At 58.4% G+C, this 17,998-nt stretch carries 16 protein-coding genes and 1 tRNA gene; 12 read left to right on the top strand and 5 right to left on the bottom strand.

All coding sequences use genetic code 11. The annotated features are described in order from the left end of the window. Positions 1–6: 6 nt before the first annotated feature. Positions 7–333 (bottom strand): hypothetical protein, encoded by a 327-nt coding sequence (locus DCC24_RS08125; RefSeq protein ID WP_110099419.1) that lies wholly within the window; start codon positions 331–333, stop codon positions 7–9. Positions 334–465: 132 nt separating this feature from the next. Between DCC24_RS08125 and DCC24_RS08120 the strand changes: the two genes are divergently transcribed. Together DCC24_RS08120 and DCC24_RS08115 are read left to right on the top strand one after the other, a co-directional pair. Continuing rightward, complete coding sequence (locus DCC24_RS08120) at positions 466–849, top strand: cold-shock protein (RefSeq protein ID WP_110099418.1); 384 nt, start codon at positions 466–468, stop codon at positions 847–849. Continuing rightward, on the top strand, positions 833–1,435 hold the full coding sequence (locus DCC24_RS08115; protein WP_233242737.1) for a DUF3027 domain-containing protein: 603 nt from the start codon (positions 833–835) through the stop codon (positions 1,433–1,435). Before DCC24_RS08120 ends, DCC24_RS08115 begins: the two co-directional genes overlap by 17 nt. 92 nt (positions 1,436–1,527) lie before the next feature. Here the strand turns inward: DCC24_RS08115 and serC are convergent, their stop codons facing one another. Next, entirely contained in the window at positions 1,528–2,658 is a 1,131-nt protein-coding gene (gene serC, locus DCC24_RS08110; protein WP_110099417.1) for a phosphoserine transaminase, read from the bottom strand. Positions 2,659–2,894: 236 nt separating this feature from the next. Here serC and DCC24_RS12555 point away from each other — a divergent pair, with 236 nt between their 5' ends. The 5 genes from DCC24_RS12555 to DCC24_RS08085 all read left to right on the top strand — a co-directional run bounded on the left by DCC24_RS12555 (position 2,895) and on the right by DCC24_RS08085 (position 8,540). Continuing rightward, a complete protein-coding gene (locus DCC24_RS12555) occupies positions 2,895–3,632 on the top strand; it encodes a metal-dependent transcriptional regulator (protein ID WP_110099416.1) in 738 nt (245 codons plus the stop codon). A gap of 582 nt (positions 3,633–4,214) precedes the next feature. After that, entirely contained in the window at positions 4,215–5,003 is a 789-nt protein-coding gene (locus DCC24_RS08100) for a C40 family peptidase (protein ID WP_233492032.1), read from the top strand. Between the two features lie 121 nt (positions 5,004–5,124). Beyond that, the gene (locus DCC24_RS08095) at positions 5,125–5,439 is read left to right on the top strand and encodes a hypothetical protein (RefSeq protein WP_146206305.1); all 315 of its coding nucleotides are present in this window, start codon (positions 5,125–5,127) and stop codon (positions 5,437–5,439) included. Further along, on the top strand, positions 5,436–7,313 hold the full coding sequence (locus DCC24_RS08090) for an ABC transporter ATP-binding protein (protein ID WP_110099414.1): 1,878 nt from the start codon (positions 5,436–5,438) through the stop codon (positions 7,311–7,313). Before DCC24_RS08095 ends, DCC24_RS08090 begins: the two co-directional genes overlap by 4 nt. A gap of 21 nt (positions 7,314–7,334) precedes the next feature. Further along, the gene (locus DCC24_RS08085) at positions 7,335–8,540 is read left to right on the top strand and encodes a MalY/PatB family protein (RefSeq protein WP_110099413.1); all 1,206 of its coding nucleotides are present in this window, start codon (positions 7,335–7,337) and stop codon (positions 8,538–8,540) included. Positions 8,541–8,549: 9 nt separating this feature from the next. Here DCC24_RS08085 and DCC24_RS08080 read toward each other — a convergent pair. Both DCC24_RS08080 and DCC24_RS08075 read right to left on the bottom strand, forming a co-directional pair. Then, positions 8,550–8,623 (bottom strand) — tRNA-Arg (locus DCC24_RS08080). A gap of 14 nt (positions 8,624–8,637) precedes the next feature. Next, on the bottom strand, positions 8,638–9,222 hold the full coding sequence (locus tag DCC24_RS08075) for a hypothetical protein (RefSeq protein ID WP_110099412.1): 585 nt from the start codon (positions 9,220–9,222) through the stop codon (positions 8,638–8,640). Positions 9,223–9,362: 140 nt separating this feature from the next. Here DCC24_RS08075 and pcrA point away from each other — a divergent pair, with 140 nt between their 5' ends. The 5 genes from pcrA (at position 9,363) to DCC24_RS08050 (ending at position 16,809) form a co-directional block, all read left to right on the top strand. Further along, a complete protein-coding gene (gene pcrA / locus DCC24_RS08070; RefSeq protein WP_110099411.1) occupies positions 9,363–11,819 on the top strand; it encodes a DNA helicase PcrA in 2,457 nt (818 codons plus the stop codon). Between the two features lie 231 nt (positions 11,820–12,050). Then, a complete protein-coding gene (sucC, locus tag DCC24_RS08065; protein ID WP_110099410.1) occupies positions 12,051–13,220 on the top strand; it encodes an ADP-forming succinate--CoA ligase subunit beta in 1,170 nt (389 codons plus the stop codon). A gap of 22 nt (positions 13,221–13,242) precedes the next feature. After that, a complete protein-coding gene (sucD, locus tag DCC24_RS08060; protein WP_110099409.1) occupies positions 13,243–14,160 on the top strand; it encodes a succinate--CoA ligase subunit alpha in 918 nt (305 codons plus the stop codon). A 176-nt stretch (positions 14,161–14,336) separates the two neighbouring features. Next, entirely contained in the window at positions 14,337–15,365 is a 1,029-nt protein-coding gene (locus DCC24_RS08055; RefSeq protein WP_110099408.1) for an AEC family transporter, read from the top strand. Positions 15,366–15,426: 61 nt separating this feature from the next. Then, a complete protein-coding gene (locus tag DCC24_RS08050) occupies positions 15,427–16,809 on the top strand; it encodes an aspartate aminotransferase family protein (protein WP_110099407.1) in 1,383 nt (460 codons plus the stop codon). Here DCC24_RS08050 and DCC24_RS08045 read toward each other — a convergent pair. Then, positions 16,806–17,894: a VIT1/CCC1 family protein gene (locus tag DCC24_RS08045; protein WP_110099406.1), complete on the bottom strand. Its 1,089-nt coding sequence runs from the start codon at positions 17,892–17,894 to the stop codon at positions 16,806–16,808. The two genes, DCC24_RS08050 and DCC24_RS08045, sit on opposite strands and share 4 nt — an antisense overlap. Positions 17,895–17,998: the final 104 nt, after the last annotated feature.

Below are 17,998 nucleotides of genomic sequence, written 5' to 3'. Positions count from 1 at the left end.
CGCAGGCTACCTGGTGTACTCAGATTGCTCGGATTGCTTATGGGCTCTTCGAGAGGTCCGGTTCCGGCGGAGAACAATCATGCCGACCAGATATACCAAGACAAGAATAAACCCAATCGGGAACCCATACAGGCCCATAAAGAACAGGAAGGGCGGCTCGTGGATATCGGTGAAATACACCACCACGATCGCCACCAACGAGATAAAGGAGGCCACGACGAGCACGACCCCGATGCAGAGAATGATCGGAAGCCATAGCGGTGCTCGCACGGGCTTGGCGCGCTGCACGGAGGCATGCTGAACGGTGTGGGGACTCTCAGAGGAGGAGGGCATGTCGTCATTCTACGCCGGGGGCGATGAAGGCCCGAATGACGGGGCTCTTTTCAGCGGAATATTGCTGAAGCGGTTATCCTAGAGGTCAAGATTTGAGTTTCTTCCGCGAGCAAGGATGAAGAGAGAAGACCTATGCCAACTGGCAAAGTGAAGTTTTATGATGCCGAGAAGGGGTTCGGGTTCATTCGAACCGATGATGGTCAAGATATCCATCTGCCCTCCTCAGCTCTGCCTGCAGAGGTTAATAAGGTCCGAGCAGGGACCCGCGTCGAATTTGGCCTGGCCGAATCGCGACGGGGCCCGCAGGCACTGAGCGTGCAGTTTTTAGAAAAGACCCCGTCGGTGGTCAAAAATACCCGTCCGCATGCTCACGACATGGCCTCGGTGGTCGACGATCTGATTCGTCTGTTGGATCATGCCTCAACTGAATTGCGTAAAGGCAAGTACCCCTCCTCACACCAAGCCCAACGCATCGCGCAGGTGATGCGGAGAGTCGCCGATGATTTCGATGCCTAAGGTTGTTGCTGATGTGACCGTTAATCCTGAAGACGGTACAGCGTTCCCGGTTTTCGGTCCACCGCGGCGCCGGATTCGTCGTCCCCGCCACGATGAGTTGCTCATAGAGGCCGTGGAGGTTGCCCGTAGCGCTCTGCTGGAGATCACGCACCCGGCCGAGCTGGGGGATCATCTCAGCGCGGAGATGGACGACGAACGACTAGCTACCCACCGGTTCGTTGCTCAGCTGCCGGGTTATCGCGGGTGGAACTGGTTCGTTACCGTGGCTCGCGCGCCGCGGTCGAAGACAATCACGGTGTGCGAGCTGGGACTACTACCCGGTGAAGATGCCCTATTGGCTCCAGAGTGGGTTCCCTGGGAGCAACGTGCCTCCGAAGAAGAACGTATTCGGCTCAAGGCCATTGCCGACGGGGAAGACCCGCAACAGGCCCTGAAAGCAGCCGGATTCGAGCCTGAGGCTGGGGGCACCGACGCCGAGCACTCAGATTCTGCGGACAAGCCTCGTCAGGACATCGCGCAGGACATAGAGGCCTCTCAGAAGCAATCCGAGGCCAAGGAGAAAAAGAAGAAAAAGAACAACGCATAACTTCTTCTTCTCACACGGTCTTTTTACACCAGAGTGGGCGGTGGTTGCTGCATCCAATGCAGCAACCACCGCCCACTCTGGTAATAGTAGCGTTATCGGATTTGGTCGATCACGTAGTCAATGCACTGTAGTATCTGGGCTACGTCGGTTGGCTCGATGGCTACGAAGGTAGCGATGCGCAACTGGTTGCGCCCGAGTTTACGATACGGCTCAACATCGACGACACCATTGGCTCGCAGTATGGAGGCGATGTGACCCGCATCGATCTCATCGATGAAATCGATGGTGGCAATCACCTGAGAACGGTCCTCCGGTTCGGCCACAAAGGGGGTGGCTACGTCACTGGCTTCGGCCCAGTGATAAATCTGCTCCGCAGACTCACGGGTCCTGGCTGTGGTAAATTCGAGGCCACCGTTGGCATTCATCCACTTGACTTGCTCATTCATGGTGATCAAGGTGGCCAACGCGGGGGTGTTGTAGGTCTGGTGCTTGCGAGAGTTATCCACGGCGGTTTTGAGATTTAGGAAGTCAGGAATCCACCGCCCGGAGTGTGCGATTTCATCGACACGTGCCAATGCGGCCGGCGAGAACAGTGCGCACCACAGGCCTCCATCGGAGGCGAAGTTCTTTTGCGGGGAGAAGTAGTAGACATCGACGTTGGTGATGTCTACCGGCAACCCACCGGCGCCCGAGGTTGCATCGATGAGAATCAGAGCGTCATCGTCGGCGCCTTGGACGCGTTCTACCGGTACGCAAACCCCGGTTGATGTTTCGTTGTGGGGCCAGGCGTAAACATCGACTCCGGGCTCAGCCTGAGGAACGGGGCGAGAACCCGGCTGTGCTGAGATGACGGTGGAGTCCTCTAGGAAGGGTGCCTTCGTGGTTGCTTTGGCGAACTTGCCACCGAATTCTCCGAACTCGAGGTGCTGTGCTTTGGAACGGATGAGGCCAAAGGTGGCCATATCCCAGAAAGCTGTTGCGCCACCGAGACCCAAGATGACCTCGTAGTCATCCGGCGCTTGGAACAGCTCTTTCAAACCGGCCTGGAGTTCTGCCACGAGGTTCTTCACTGGTGCCTGGCGGTGAGATGTTCCCATAACTGACTGGGAAGCATCAACAATCGCTTGAATTTGTTCAGGGCGGACTTTAGAAGGTCCTGCGCCGAATCGACCATCTCGGGGTAGTAGTTCTGCAGGGATAGTGATGTTGTCCTGAGTTGACACGCAGACTCCTATAAAAGATTGGCAGGCGTACACAGCTGGGCAACATTATCTTTTCATTCTTCTGCGCTTCATGCACCTCAACACCACGAAATGTTCAGATTATTGTGAGTTACTACATATAAAGGGAACACACTTTGGTCACTCGTTCTGATAGCTAGTATGGAAGGCGACATTGCGTGACCTCCCAGAGAGGGGCTCGGGGCGAGAACGCGTCAGGATGAGGGGTTAAGAGAAAAATGTCGGAGCTCATCGACACCACGGAGATGTATCTTCGGACCATCTACGAATTGCAGGAAGAAGAAATCGCGCCACTGCGAGCACGCATTGCTGAACGCCTTGAGCACTCTGGCCCGACCGTGTCTCAGACCATTAATCGGATGGAACGGGATGGACTGGTGGATCTTGGTGCGGACCGTAGAATCCGGCTGACTGACAAGGGATTGGCTATTGCCGCAAAGGTGATGCGTAAGCATCGCCTGGCTGAACGGTTGCTCTCTGATGTGATTGGACTTGAATGGCCCCAGGTTCATAACGAAGCGTGTCGGTGGGAGCACGTGATGAGTGATGAGGTGGAAGCTAAACTCCTCAACTTGCTACCTGAGGTCTCGACCTCTCCTTTTGGAATCCGGATCCCCTATGTCTCGGAGCTTGAGGGAGGTTCGGGTCATGAAGGCCCAGAAAACTATCCGGGGCAGCGACTGACGGATCTGCTTCGTTCGCACCGGACATTTCGCCTCTTGGTCATCACCGAAGCCATTCAAACCGATCACGGTTTGCTCAACCACTTCATGGCGGCCGGCATCGTCGTGGGCTCAGTATTCACCGCTGAACTTGATGACGGATATATCGACATCCAGGTGATTACTCCGGGCCAAGCTGTCACCGGTGCGACAGGGTACAGTCGCGAAGGTTTGGAAATCGTCGAAGAACTTGGGCAACACCTCAGAGTCGAGCCCGTGGATTCTGTTTCCTAAACCCCAGTTGCCCTCAGGCAACTTCGCAGTTCCACCCGCTCGATGATCATTAGGATCTCGAGCGGGTTTTGGGTTTATGTAGCGTTGATACGCGCACAGTGACAAAGATCTCGATAGTCAGATGTCAGTCAGCGCGTTAGGGAGCTCAGCCCAGGAAATCGCGCGCTGAAATCGCGCTCTTGGGCGTTATATCGCCGATGATTCAGAGGTTTTGCACAGGTATCCCGATCCCTTGACGATAAAAAGTCACAGAAAATAACGACCATAGATCCGCATGATCATGCGGATCTTGGCCCAGATTCTAGGCCTGTCCACAGTTTATCGTTATCTCAGCGTGACTTTTATAAAGGATTGATATACGCTGTACGAGGTACCGGAGACAACCGGTGTCCCTCGAAGGTCTAGCACCTTGAGCCCCGTGGCCTTTGGGGACAATGCAGTCGTAACTATTCATCATGACGGGGCAGAGCTTAAAAGCTCCGGATACTACGTGAGAGAGGTTCTCAAGTGTCGAAGCGTTCCACCGCCCGCCACCGCGCTACCCCTGCAAAGGGAGCTACCTTAGCCGCTTTGTCTCAGTCTGTGACGCAGAATGCTGGTAGCTTTGGTCGTCAAGCCGCTATTGTTGCTACCGCATCCGGCCTGGCTTTGACTTTCGTTCCGCAGGCAGAGGCCGCGCAGGCTTCCACCGCCCGCGAAACCTCGGTCCTGCCAGCCACCGGCGCTGACCTGGAACGTGCTTCTCAGAACGAGACCGTTACTGTTGACTCTGACGCTGAAATTGATCTTGGTCGCGTCCAAGTCACCTCCACACCGGCTCCAGAACCTGAAGTAGAAGAAGAAAACGACACCGAAGACGACACTGACTTCTCTGCTGTGACGTCCGCTGAGCAGTTTGACAGCTACAGCGACGACGAACAGGACACCCCCTCGTCCGAGACCTCCTCTTCTTCTGAATCCGAAGATAACGATGTCGAGACTGCTAGCGCAGAAACTCCTGAAGCACCGGAGAACGCAGCTTCTGGTGCTATGGGCCAGGTTGTCTCGGCTGCTTACTCCGGCATCGGGACCCCCTACGTCTGGGGCGGTAAGACCCCGGCCGGCTGGGACTGCTCGGGCTTCACGTCCTGGGCATACGCTCAGGCTGGTATCAGCATTCCCTCCTCGACCTCTGCCATCCTGGGCTCCGGCAAGTTCGTCCGCACCTCCAGCCCGCAGCCTGGCGACCTGGTTTTCCAGAACGGTGGTGGCCACGTGGGCATCTACGTTGGCAACGGCCAGATGATCGGCGCCCAGAATCCTTCCGTGGGCACTCTGCTCCACAGTGTGGACCGTAATCCGTTGATGGGCTACTACACCTACGTTGGCTAAGACCAACATTCTGCGTCTCGGATAAACTCCGAGCCTTTGACGACTGCAACATCAGGGCTTCCTCCACTCGGAGGAGGCCCTGATGTATTTCTATCCCGGGCGTACTGACAAAGGAGTCACGGTGTCACACATCCCACCCGTAGCCCACCAGTTCTCTCCGCAATGGGCCCACGCTCTGCTGCAGGCGTTAGAAATTGACCCCCGCATCGAGATCAATTCCGCGCAACTACATCAGATCAGCTGTGAACAACACTTACAGACCGCACCGGAGCATCTCACCTTGGGTTTCATTGCCGGCTATGCTGCCGGATTGGCTGAAGGTAGCCGACAAGCTGAGTTTCCCCAAACTCACCGTGCCAGCTTGCGCTATATTGCCAGGGTGCTACCCGAGATTCTGGCTACTGGCTCTCACAACGAGGGCGGGACGCGCTCATGAGCATGGACCGCGCTGCGCATTTGACCATGTTCCGGTTGCAACGCCACGCCGGACAATCGCACCCGGGGTTGCGCCCCGGCACGATCGCTCGATGCTTCAGATTCCTGGGTCGCTATCAACTACGAGTGCTTAGCTACGTGGCGGTGTCCATCTTGGGGGCGGCATTGACGATCGTCTCTCCCATCTTGGCCGGACGTGTGGTAGACGCTATCGTCGAAGGTCACAGCACCGAGGACGTAGGAACCGTGATCCGCCTGGCGCTACTCATCGCCGCGGTAGCGGTCGCCGAGGCCATACTTGCCGTACTCTCCCGCTGGCAATCTGCCTCGTTGGGCGAACGGGTCATTTTCGACTTACGTACCCAGGTTTTTGATCACATCCAGACCATGTCGGTCGCCTTTTTCACCCGGGCTCGGACCGGTTCACTGGTTTCGCGGGTCAATAACGATGTCTTAGGCGCGCAAACCGGTATTGCCCGAACCTTTCCAACCGTGGTGATGAATGTCGTCACCCTGATTTTGACCCTAATCGTTATGCTGACCACCTCGTGGCAGATCACAGTACTGGCTCTGGTTCTTTTGCCCATCTTCTTACTGCCGGCACGCGCACTGGGGAACCGACTGGCAGCACTGACCCGGGCGCGAGCCGATCACCAAGCTGCCATGGGATCACACATGACCGAGGACTTCTCCGCGGCAGGCTCCACCTTGATTAAGCTCTTCGGCGACGCCGAGAAGCAATCGGCGCGCTTTCGCAGCCGCGCTGATCGAGTCCGTGGCTCAGGGGTGGAGATCTCGATCTGGCAGTCGGTGTTTACCACACTGCTCACTCTGGTTTCCGCACTGGCGTTGGCCGCCGTCTATGGCATCGGTGGGTGGCAGGCTATCGTCGGTGATCTCAATGCCGGCGAGGTCGTCACCATGGCGTTGCTACTGACTCGGCTCTACACGCCGCTGACCGGCCTGGCCACTGCCCGGGTGGAGCTTATGAGCGCACTGGTGAGCTTTGACCGGATCTTTGAGATTCTCGACCTCACCCCCTACGTGCTCGATCCGGAACACCCCAGAACAATCCCGGCCGGTCCAATACAGGTCGTCGTAAAAGACGTGGACTTTTGGTACCCCCGGGCCTCGGATGTGTCTTTGGCTTCTCTGGAAGATGTTGCCCAGCTCCATGATGAAACCCCGCACCAGGTGTTGCACCAGATTAGTTTCGAGCTCAAACCGGGAGAGACCGTGGCGTTGGTGGGCTCGTCCGGAGCCGGCAAATCCACTATCGCTTCCCTGCTGGGCCGGCTTTACGACCCGGTTGCCGGGTCCATCACCTTCAACGGCATGGACCTGCGGGATACTTCACAGGCCCAGGTCCATTCCCGGATGGGAATGGTGACTCAGGATGCACACTTACTCCACGACACCATCCGCAGGAATCTCACCCTCGATGTGCACGAGTCCACCGACGAGCAACTACTCGACGTGCTCGAACGGGCCCAACTAGGCCAGCTGATGTCCCAGCTACCTCATGGGATCGACACTGTGGTGGGCGACCGAGGGTACCGACTCTCCGGTGGCCAACGGCAACGCCTGGCCATCGCACGGGTACTACTGGCCCAACCCGATCTGGTGGTGTTGGATGAAGCCACCGCCTCGCTGGATTCCACGTCCGAACAAGCTGTCCACGCTGCCTTGGATGAAGTGCTGACCGGTCGGAGCGCGGTGGTGATCGCCCACCGGCTGTCCACCGTGGTTTCGGCTCACCACATTCTGGTGGTCGAAGATGGCCACATTATTGAGCGCGGAACCCATTCCCAGCTAGTGTCAGCCCACGGACGATACGCTGAGTTATATCGAACTCAATTTGCCACCGACGACTAGTCACAGAAAGCGGTGAGATAGATGCCACGTTTCGCCGATCTCGATGCTATTACCGAAGAACAACTACGCGCTACCGGCGCCACCAAATGGGTGCACCCCGATCGCGCCATTGGTGCCTTTATGGCAGAAATGGACTTCGGCACCGCCCCCGAAATTACCGCTTCGTTGGTTCGCGAGGTGCAACGCGGTCGTTTCGGATACCTGCCACAGGACCTTGCCGAGTCGTTAGGGGAGGCCGTGGCTCAGTGGCAAGCTAAGCGTTATGGCTGGCAGGTCGATCCGGCCGATGTCCACCCGGTCGCCGATGTGATTACCGCCTTTCGGGCCGCTATCGAACGCTTCACCACCCCGGGTTCCCCAGTGATCATCCCGACACCGGCCTACATGCCTTTCCTCCGCATGGCGCGGAGCTTGGACCGGCCCATCATTGAAGTACCGATGCTGACCGAGGTGAACGAACAAGGCCATCTGGTCTATACCCACGATCTGGACGGCATCCGCCAGGCCTTTGGTGCCGGTGGTGAAATTCTCGTGGTGTGCAACCCTCATAACCCCACCGGTCGGATCTTGACCCGCGAGGAGCTCACCGATCTCGCAGCGGTAGTCACCGCAGCGAATGGGCGGGTTTTTGCCGATGAAATCTGGGCTCCGCTGATCTACGATGAGTCACCACACATCCCCTATGCCTCGGTGTCACCGGCTGCTGCCCAACACACCATCACCGGTTCTGCTGCTTCCAAAGCCTTCAATCTCCCCGGCCTGAAATGCGGTCAGTTGATCACCGCGAATCTCACCGACCGCAACCACTTCAACGCCACCGGTTACTTTGACCGCCACGGGGCAGCCAATCTCGGTGCGGCCGCAACCGTTACCGCACTGACCGACCCGGCGGCTGCCGCCTGGCTCGACGATATTGTGGCCTACTTACAGCGCAATCGAGATGAGTTGATTCGATTCGTGGACGAACGACTGACACGTCATGGTGTGCGGGTTACCGAGATTTCCGGGACCTATATCGCCTGGTTGGACTTTAGCCAGACCGTGCTGGCCGGCCAGCCCACCTCGGTGGCCCGACAGCTGGTGAAAACCGCCGGGGTACAGCTCACCGACGGTGCTCACTGCGGTGAGGCCGGCATCGACCACACTCGCTTGGTGATGGCCATGCCACACCCGATACTGCAACGGGCCCTAGAACAGATCGAGAAGGCCCTGCAACGGGCCGAATAAAACGACAAGTCCCCCCGACTGGAGTCGAACCAGCGACCTACCCTTTAGGAGAGGGTTGCTCTATCCTGCTGAGCTACGGGGGGGATGCGGTACTACTCTAACGTACCGCTACCGGCTCTGAAGCGCGGGTGGAGGTCACGATCTTGCGGAAAATTGCCACGATCACACCCACCGCGAGCAATACCAACAGCACCCACCGGCCGATGGTCAACGCGGAGGCCAACGATACAGCCTGTTGTGTCACCTCGTGCAAGGCCCGCTCGATCGCGATGTTCTCCCACATATCGACCACAGCAAAGACCACACCGGTGGTGATCATCACCGCCCGTGGCACCCACGACCGCAGGGCCCAGAAAGCAACCACCACGGCCAACAGGGCCACCAAGACCGGAAAAATCACCCCGGCGGTCTTGTGGGTCCAGTTTAGTTGTCCCAGTGCCGGATCATCCATTGCCGTCGCGACAGCCTCAACCTCGTCGAGACGGTAGCCAAAAGGGCGGTGGTCCAACATCGGCATCCCACCGGTGAGCTGGCGCATCTGGTTCAGCGCCAAGACGTGATAATAAAAGCCCATGAAGATCACCGTGCCCGCCAGGGCCAGCACCAACATCCCCGGGGAGGACTGCGGTTGCTCAGCAACCGGTTGCGCGGTGGCAGTGGGTCGGTTCTGGGTGTTGCCCACGAAACGTTTTCCTCCTCGTACAGTGACTGACCGTCACGGGGTGCGTTGCAGTGCGGGGGGGGTGCACGGTGATAAGTGTTATCCCCACGCCCACCCATCCTAGTCTGCTGTGTCAGTGGAGCTGACTAGACTGGGGGACTATGGCATCGATGATCACCCCCTCGTCTTCGGATCCTGACACGCTGATCGCTGACCTGAACGACCAACAGCAGGCCGCAGTCGCTCACCGCGGGGGACCGTTGCTGATCGTCGCCGGAGCAGGCTCGGGTAAAACCAAGGTGCTCACCCACCGCATTGCTCATTTACTGGCCACCGGGGAAGCTCGTCCCTGGGAGTTCTTGGCCATTACCTTCACCAATAAGGCCGCCCGAGAAATGCGCGAACGCATCGAAGGGCTGATCGGTCCTGATGCCCAAAAAATGCGGATCTCGACCTTTCACTCCTCAGCGCTACGCATCCTAAGAGCTGAAGCTAGCACCGTGGGATTGAAATCCAATTTCTCCATCTATGATGCTGCTGATTCCTTGCGGTTGATAAGCCAGCTTGTCAAGGTGGCGGACCTGGATCCCAAACGGGTGAAACCTAAATCGATTCAGCACAAGATTTCCTCGCTGAAGAATGATTTGGTGGATGCCGACGAGTTCGCCTCGAACAACAGCGGGGACCCTTTCCAGCAGGCGGTGGCCGAGGTCTACACCGAATACACCGCGCGCTTGCGTCAGGCGAATGCGATGGATTTCGACGACCTGATCTCCACCACTGTCAATATGTTCCGCGCTTTCCCCGCTGTGCTCGATAACTACCGTCGCCGGTTCCGTTACGTGCTGGTCGATGAGTACCAAGACACCAACCATGCCCAGTATCAGCTGGTCCGATTGCTCACCGGGGAACCCGGAGACCCCTCCGGGTGTGAGACCAGTGGGGGGCAACTGACTGTCGTCGGGGACTCCGACCAGTCGATTTATGCCTTCCGCGGTGCCGATATCAGCAACATTATCGAGTTTGAGCGGGATTACCCTGATGCCACCGTGATCAATCTGGAGCAGAACTACCGTTCCACCCAGAACATTCTCGACGCCGCTAACGCGGTGATCTCGCATAATCCCTCTCGAGAGGCCAAACGGTTGTGGACCGATGCTGGGACCGGGGCAGCGCTGATCGGTTACGCGGGCGAGAACGAATCGGATGAAGCCGGCTGGGTGGCCGATAAGATCGATGAGCTGATCGACAATGATGAGGCGATCCCCGAAGACATAGCGGTCTTCTACCGCACGAACGCCCAGTCCCGTGCGCTGGAAGAACGCCTCATCTCCGCGGGGATCCCTTACCGGGTGATCGGAGGAACCCGATTCTATGATCGCAAAGAAATTAAAGATGCCCTGGCGTATTTGCGCGTGATCGATAATCCCGATGACGACGTGAACCTTCGCCGGATTCTCAACGAGCCCAAACGCGGTATTGGTGACCGCTCCGAAGCGGCCTTGGCGGTACTACAAGACCGAGAACGCATCAGTTTCTTTGACGCACTCCACCGCGCCGATCAAGCACCCGGGATTGGGTCTCGAGCCGTGAAGAAAGTCCAGGAGTTTGCCCAGTTATTGGACGACCTGCAACAGCTGGCCACGACCGAATCCCCGGCCAGGGTGCTCGAAGCTGTCTTGGAACAAACTGGGATGTTACACGCGCTACGCTCCTCAGAAGACCTCCAGGACGAATCCCGGGCCGATAACCTCGGAGAGTTGGTGGCGGTGGTGCGGGACTTCGAGAAAACTCACCCCGACGGAGATCTGAGCCAGTTCTTGGAACAAGTCGCCCTGGTGGCCGATACCGATCAACTGCCCACCCCTGTCGAAACCGACACTGAGGGTCAGGACTTGGCTGAGCAGTGGGGCCAAGTAACCTTGATGACCTTGCATACCGCTAAAGGTTTGGAGTTCCCGGTGGTATTTTTGACCGGGATGGAACACGGCGTCTTCCCACACGCCCGGTCGATGGGGGACACTCAAGAGCTGGCCGAAGAGCGCCGGCTGGCCTATGTGGGGCTGACCCGGGCCGAAAAGCGACTGTACCTGTCTCGGTCCGAATCCCGTTCGCTATGGGGTCAGCATCAGTTCAACCCGCCCAGCCAATTCCTCACCGAGATTCCCGACACCCTCATCGAATGGGAACGAGAAGGACGCCTGAACGGCGTCGACACGCGTGGGTCCTGGAACGATATCGGTGCCGGGCTAGGATTTGGCGCCCCCGGATCTCGGTATCAAAAACGGTTCACTGGCTCCCATTGGGGCGCTTCAACCTCACGCAGCCACTACGGCAAGCCCGGTCAGAGTTCTGCGCCCCGGGCTGGGGCTACCGGGATCACCGAGGCGCAAGAACGCGCCGAGGTGGTTCGAGGCGAAAAACCGACCCGAGTGGTGCCCGACCACGAGGTCATCAGCCTCAACCCCGGAGACCACGTCAAACACAAAAGCTTCGGTACCGGGGTGGTCACAGCCATCTCTGGCAGTGGAGACAAGACCGTTGCCACGGTGGCGTTCTCCGGTTCGGAGAAACGGCTGTTGCTACGCTACGCCCCAGTAGAAAAAATCTCCTTCTAGTGCACGCCTTTGACCTGTACCGGCCCGGGGATGTGCTGACGGTCCTGGTGGGCACAAAAGCCCGTCATTTCTGGGTCAGTGGCTAATTGTCAACTGTCTACAAAACCCCAGGCAGTGCACTAAGGTTATTTACTGGAACCCGCAGTGGCGGGTCGTCGAGTGCTACCGCGCAAACATCGCCGGTGAGACTCGAAAAATCGAACTATTGTCGACGTTAAAGGACTCCAACCCGTGGACCTGTACGAATACCAGGCGCGCGATCTCTTCGAAGCACACGGTGTTCCCGTGCTCGCCGGAATCGTGGCCGAAACCCCAGAAGATGCCAAAGCAGCCGCTGAAAAACTCGGTGGCGTGACCGCCGTCAAAGCCCAGGTCAAAGTCGGCGGGCGTGGTAAGGCCGGTGGCGTCAAAGTCGCTAAGACCCCGGACGAGGCCTACGAATACGCCCAGCAGATTCTGGGCATGGACATCAAGGGCCACACTGTCCACCGCGTGATGATCGCTGCCGGTGCAGATATCGCTGAAGAATACTACTTCTCGGTGTTGCTGGACCGCGCAAACCGCACCTACTTGGCCATGTGCTCCGTCGAAGGTGGCGTGGAAATTGAGCAACTGGCCGCTGAACGTCCCGACGATCTGGCACGCGTTCCGGTCTCCGCTCTGGAGGGAATCACCCTCGAGGTGGCCAAGGACATCGCCACTCAGGCGAAATTCCCCGCTGAGCAGGTTGATGCTGTGGCCGAGGTACTGGTCAAGCTCTGGGAGGTTTTCGACGAAGAAGACGCCACCCTGGTTGAGGTCAATCCGCTGGTCAAGACCGGTGACGGCACCATCTTGGCCCTGGACGGCAAGGTCACTCTGGACGATAACGCGGATTTCCGTCACGAAGACCACACCAAGCTGGTCGATGAGCGCACCGAGAATCCGTTGGAGGCCAAGGCCAAGGCTAAGGGACTGAACTACGTCAAGCTTGACGGTGATGTCGGCATTATCGGCAACGGGGCCGGTTTGGTGATGTCCACCCTCGACGTGGTTGCTTACGCCGGTGAGAACCACGGCAGCGTCAAGCCCGCCAACTTCCTGGACATCGGTGGCGGCGCCTCGGCGCAGGTGATGGCCGATGGTCTGGATGTGATCCTCAACGACGATCAGGTCAAGTCCGTGTTCGTCAACGTCTTCGGTGGTATTACCTCCTGTGATGCCGTGGCCAACGGTATTGTTCAGGCCCTAGACATCCTGGGTGACAAAGCCACCAAGCCGCTGGTCGTGCGTCTGGACGGCAACAACGTGGAAGCCGGCCGCCAGATCCTGGCCGATGCCAACCACCCGCTGGTGCACATTGCCAAGACCATGGACGCCGGTGCTGACCAGGCCGCTGAGCTGGCCCACGCCGCCAAGTAAGTTAAGGACGGATTGAACAACAATGTCGATTTATCTCAATAAAGACTCCAAGGTCATCGTCCAGGGTATTACCGGTGGTGAAGGTACCAAGCACACCGCGCTAATGCTCAAGGCCGGTACTAATATTGTCGGCGGTGTCAACGCTCGCAAGGCCGGCACCACCGTGACTCATGAGGACAAAGACGGTAACACCGTTGAACTACCGGTCTTTGGTTCCGTCGAAGAAGCCATGAGCGAAACCGGTGCCAATGCGTCGGTGATGTTCGTGCCTCCGAAGTTCGCGAAGGACGCCGCGATCGAGGCCATCAAGGCTGAAATTCCGTTGCTGGTGGTCATCACGGAGGGCATCCCGGTTCAGGACACCGCCGAGTTCTTCGCACTGTCTCAGTCGATAACTGACGAGCAGGGTCAGGCCAAGACACGCATCATCGGCCCGAACTGCCCGGGTATTATTACCCCCGGCGAATCCCTGGCGGGTATTACCCCGAACTCGGTCACCGGTTCCGGCCCGATCGGTCTGGTCTCCAAGTCCGGAACCTTGACCTACCAGATGATGTTCGAACTCTCGGACTTCGGTATCTCCACCGGTATCGGTATCGGTGGTGACCCGGTGATCGGCACCACCCACATCGATGCGCTGGAGGCCTTCGAAAACGACCCCGACACCAAGGCCATCGTGATGATCGGTGAAATTGGTGGTGACGCCGAGGAACGTGCCGCCGAGTACATCAAGGCAAACGTCACCAAGCCCGTTGTCGGCTATGTGGCCGGTTTCACCGCGCCCGAGGGTAAGACCATGGGCCATGCCGGTGCGATTGTCTCCGGCTCCTCCGGAACCGCTACAGCGAAGAAGGAAGCTCTCGAAGCAGCCGGCGTCAAGGTCGGTAAGACTCCGACCGAAACCGCGGAGCTGATGCGCGAGATTCTTAACAACGGCTAAGTGCGCGCAGTGTGAACTATGTAGTGACCGGTGCCCCGAACCGTTCTGGTTCGGGGCACCGGGGTTTAACGACTGGTGTCTTAATACGGCATGCACCCCACCCGGTGAGTGACAACGGCGGTACCCTAGATAGCGTTTGACCGTGGCCAACACAGACCACCGGGGAAGGAAAGCACATGGCAGAGATGCTGGCGACCATGGTCCCGCTCTTTCTGATTTTGGGGCTGGGCTTTGCCATCGGATTCTCGGATAAGATTCTGGGATGGCAACCAGCCCTGAACGGGTTTGTCTTCCACATCTCGTTGCCGACTTTCGTGTTCTCCTCCATGGTGACCGCACCCATACCCGACGTCGTTCCCTGGGGAACACTGGCGATCGCAGGACTGGTGCCTATCGTGTTAGCCATTGTGCTCTACTTCGGGGCCCGCTGGCTGTTGGGCTCACAGGAGACACAAGCTTCTACGCTGTCGGTCTCAGCGGTCTTCGGCAACGTGGGATATCTGGGCATCCCGTTATCGATCGCATTCTTCGGCGAGGAGTCCATCATTCCTGCCGTGGTGATCGGCATGGTGCACAATATGGTCTTCCTGCTGGGATTCCCCTTGGTGCGCACCACCGTGAATATGCGACAGAACTACCGAACCCTGGCTCAGGCTGGTGGATCAGCTGATCCCGTCCCAGCACAGCAACGAAAAACCCACGGTTCGCTGACTTCTGTGCTCATTCGTGTGGTGGTCGATGGGCTCTTTTTCAACCCCTTATTCATCGCCGCCGCCCTGGGGTTGATCGTGATGCTCACGCCCTTTGAGCTACCACAGGTCATCAGCGAGTCCGTGGCGCTGTTGGGTGCAACTGCGGTGCCTTTGTCCCTCTGCGCGGTGGGGCTGGCCATCCACCCGGCCCTGCAGGCTTTCACATCCGGTTCGTTGAACTACGTGCTGGTGCTGATTGGTGTGGCGACGAAGGCTTTTGTGGTGCCGGCGATGACCTTCCTGGTGGCGGTTGTGCTGTCGTTCTGGGTACCCGAAGACTGGCTCGGCGTCCTGGTGCTGATGGCAGCCACACCCTCCATCGACGACCGTGTTTATTCTGGGCACCCAATACGACAGACAAGGTCCCTTGGCCGCTTCCATCTTGTCCATCACGACGGTGGCTTCTCTGTTCACCGTGCCTGTGATGCTGATTATGGTTTAGATAACGTTTAGACTCACAGAGAAAGCCCAACGCCAGAACGTTGTTCAGACACCCCACAGGAGGATCGTCACGGTGAGCACCGAGTACGTAGAAGCTGACCCGACAATTACCCCGGAGCAGATCGAACAAGGTCAGCAGGCCTATCGTCTCGATCGTGAACATGTCTTCCACTCTTGGGCGGCGCAGGCGCAACTAGACCCGATGACCGTCATCAAAGCTGAGGGCAGTTACGTCTGGGACGGTCAAGGACATAAACTGCTGGACTTCTCCTCCCAGATGGTCAACACCAATATCGGGCACAGTCACCCCGCCGTGGTGGCCGCTATCCAGCAGCAGGCAGCTCGGATTGCCACCATCGCTCCGGCACACGTCAATGACGCTCGCTCGGAGGCTGCTCGGTTGATCAGTGACCTCGTTCCGGACCATTTGAACCACGTGTTCTTTACCAACGCTGGTGCTGAAGCGGTCGAGCACGCCACCCGCATGGCGCGTTTGCATACCGGACGGCCCAAGATCCTTTCGGCCTACCGTTCCTACCACGGAGGCACCGAACGAGCCATCAACATCACCGGCGACACCCGTCGGTTCCCGGTCGATACCGCCAGTCAGTCGGTGGTGCACTTCATGCCCGCTTACTTCTACCGCTCCTTGTTCGGGTCCACCACCCTGGAAGAGGAAACCCAGCGAGCTCTGGACCATCTGGAACAAACCATCATTTTTGAAGGTCCCGACACCATCGCCTGCATTATCCTCGAGACTGTTCCGGGAACCGCCGGGATTTACGTGCCACCTCCCGGCTACATGGCGGGGGTGCAACGCCTGGCTCGTCGCTACGGGATCATGTTCATCACCGATGAGGTCATGGTTGGTTTCGGTCGAACCGGTGCGTGGTTTGGTTTCCAGCACTGGGGCCTGACACCGGATTTGGTGACCTTTGCCAAGGGTGTGAATTCCGGGTACGTGCCGTTAGGCGGTGTGATTATCTCCGATGAAATCTACACCAGCTTCGCTGACCGGGCCTACCCCGGGGGGCTGACCTACTCCGGTCACCCGTTGGCCTGTGCTGCCGCGGTGGCCTGTATTCGGGCGATGGACGAAGAAGGTATGGTGACCAACGCCGATCGGCTGGGTCGGGAGATCCTGGGACCGGGAGTCGTCGAGTTGGCCGAAAAACACCCCTCTGTGGGTGACGCCCGTGGCCTCGGGGCTTTCTGGGCTCTGGAATTGGTGACGAACCGGGAGACCAAAGAACCCTTGGCACCCTATGGTGGCTCGTCGCCGGCCATGAACGCCGTGGTAGCAGAGTGCAAGAAGCTCGGCCTGTTGCCGTTCTCCAACGCCAACCGCATTCACCTGGCCCCGCCATTGAACATCAGCGACGCGGATGCCCGTCGTGGCCTGGAGATTCTGGATTCAGCCCTCGACGTTGCTGATAGCTACTACGAAGGCGGCTAAACCCCGAAGATCAATCCCACCAGGTAGGTGATCATCGCGGCACCTAAACCAATCGCCAGTTGGCGCAGTCCTCGAGTGACCGGAGAGGTTCCTGACAGCAGACCGGTGACACCACCGGTAAACAACAGGGCTACCGAGACCAACCCTGCCGACCAGAGGATGCCGGCAGTACCGGTCACTCCGAAAAGGAACGGGAGGACGGGAATGATCGCTCCGGAGGAGAAGAAACCGAACGACGAAAAGGCAGCGCCCCACGCGCTACCGAGTTCTTCGTGCTTCGTGGAGCGATCCACCGGCCCCTGGGAGCCATCAGGGCGGGCCGACAGGCTGGGGTTACAGTCGCAGTTGAAATAGCCCATGCGCTCCATGGCGCGGTGTCGGGCGTCCTCTTGTGACATGCCACGGGCCCGATAGACGAGCTCGAGCTCATTGGAATTCAAATCCAGATGCGGGGCAGCTTCCAGGGTTACTTGGGTCGGTGAGGAGGCCTCGATCAGCTCGCGTTGGGACCGCACTGAAATGAATTCACCGGCGCCCATGGACATCGCCCCGGCCAGCAGTCCGGCGATGCCGGCTACGAGGATGAATTCATTGGTCGCTGAGGTGGCTGCGACACCCATCACCAGGGCCAAATTCGACACCAGGCCGTCGTTGGCGCCAAAGACAGCCGCACGGAAGTTCCCGGCTAGTTTTTGACGGCCTCGGGCCGCCAGTCCACGGACGACTTCACTGTGGATGGCCTCATCGGCAGCCATGCTCGGGGTGGCATCGGCGTCACGGGCATACGGGTTATCCGTCTCGGCACGTTGCATCAGTGCCAAGACAAACACCGAACCAAAGATGCGAGCCAAGAAACGTAATAGCGAGCGTCTCAGTGATGGTCGGGGCGGATTGTTGGCGTGTTCTCCCAACAGATCGCGCCAGTGCTCTTCGTGACGTTTTTCCGCTGTGGCCAGATCCAACAAGATTTCGCGTTCTTCGCCGGTTTTTCGCTCGGCGAGCTGTTCGTAAATGGCCCCCTCGGCGATCTCGTCTGCTAAGTAGCGTCGCCACCGGCGTATCTGCGCTTTAGTGGGTGCACTCATTCGTGTCTCACGACTCCCTTAGTACTGCAAGCCCCGATTCGTGTACGAGTGTGCAGCTTCGGCTTGTAACCTGGTCAAGTCTACTGAAAGCGGGCACGCCCAGA

The sequence above is a fragment of the Auritidibacter sp. NML100628 genome, assembly GCF_003185985.1.
Lineage (GTDB): Bacteria > Actinomycetota > Actinomycetes > Actinomycetales > Micrococcaceae > Auritidibacter > Auritidibacter ignavus.
This window is presented reverse-complemented; position numbering and strand designations above follow the sequence as displayed.

Coding starts and splice junctions, on each gene's coding strand:
- DCC24_RS08120 (WP_110099418.1), top strand. CDS start 466: ATGCCAACTGGCAAAGTGAAGTTTTATGATGCCGAGAAGGGGTTCGGG.
- DCC24_RS08125 (WP_110099419.1), bottom strand. CDS start 333: ATGCCCTCCTCCTCTGAGAGTCCCCACACCGTTCAGCATGCCTCCGTG.
- DCC24_RS12555 (WP_110099416.1), top strand. CDS start 2,895: ATGTCGGAGCTCATCGACACCACGGAGATGTATCTTCGGACCATCTAC.
- sucD (WP_110099409.1), top strand. CDS start 13,243: ATGTCGATTTATCTCAATAAAGACTCCAAGGTCATCGTCCAGGGTATT.
- DCC24_RS08115 (WP_233242737.1), top strand. CDS start 833: ATGATTTCGATGCCTAAGGTTGTTGCTGATGTGACCGTTAATCCTGAA.
- DCC24_RS08055 (WP_110099408.1), top strand. CDS start 14,337: ATGGCAGAGATGCTGGCGACCATGGTCCCGCTCTTTCTGATTTTGGGG.
- DCC24_RS08090 (WP_110099414.1), top strand. CDS start 5,436: ATGAGCATGGACCGCGCTGCGCATTTGACCATGTTCCGGTTGCAACGC.
- DCC24_RS08085 (WP_110099413.1), top strand. CDS start 7,335: ATGCCACGTTTCGCCGATCTCGATGCTATTACCGAAGAACAACTACGC.
- DCC24_RS08045 (WP_110099406.1), bottom strand. CDS start 17,894: ATGAGTGCACCCACTAAAGCGCAGATACGCCGGTGGCGACGCTACTTA.
- pcrA (WP_110099411.1), top strand. CDS start 9,363: ATGGCATCGATGATCACCCCCTCGTCTTCGGATCCTGACACGCTGATC.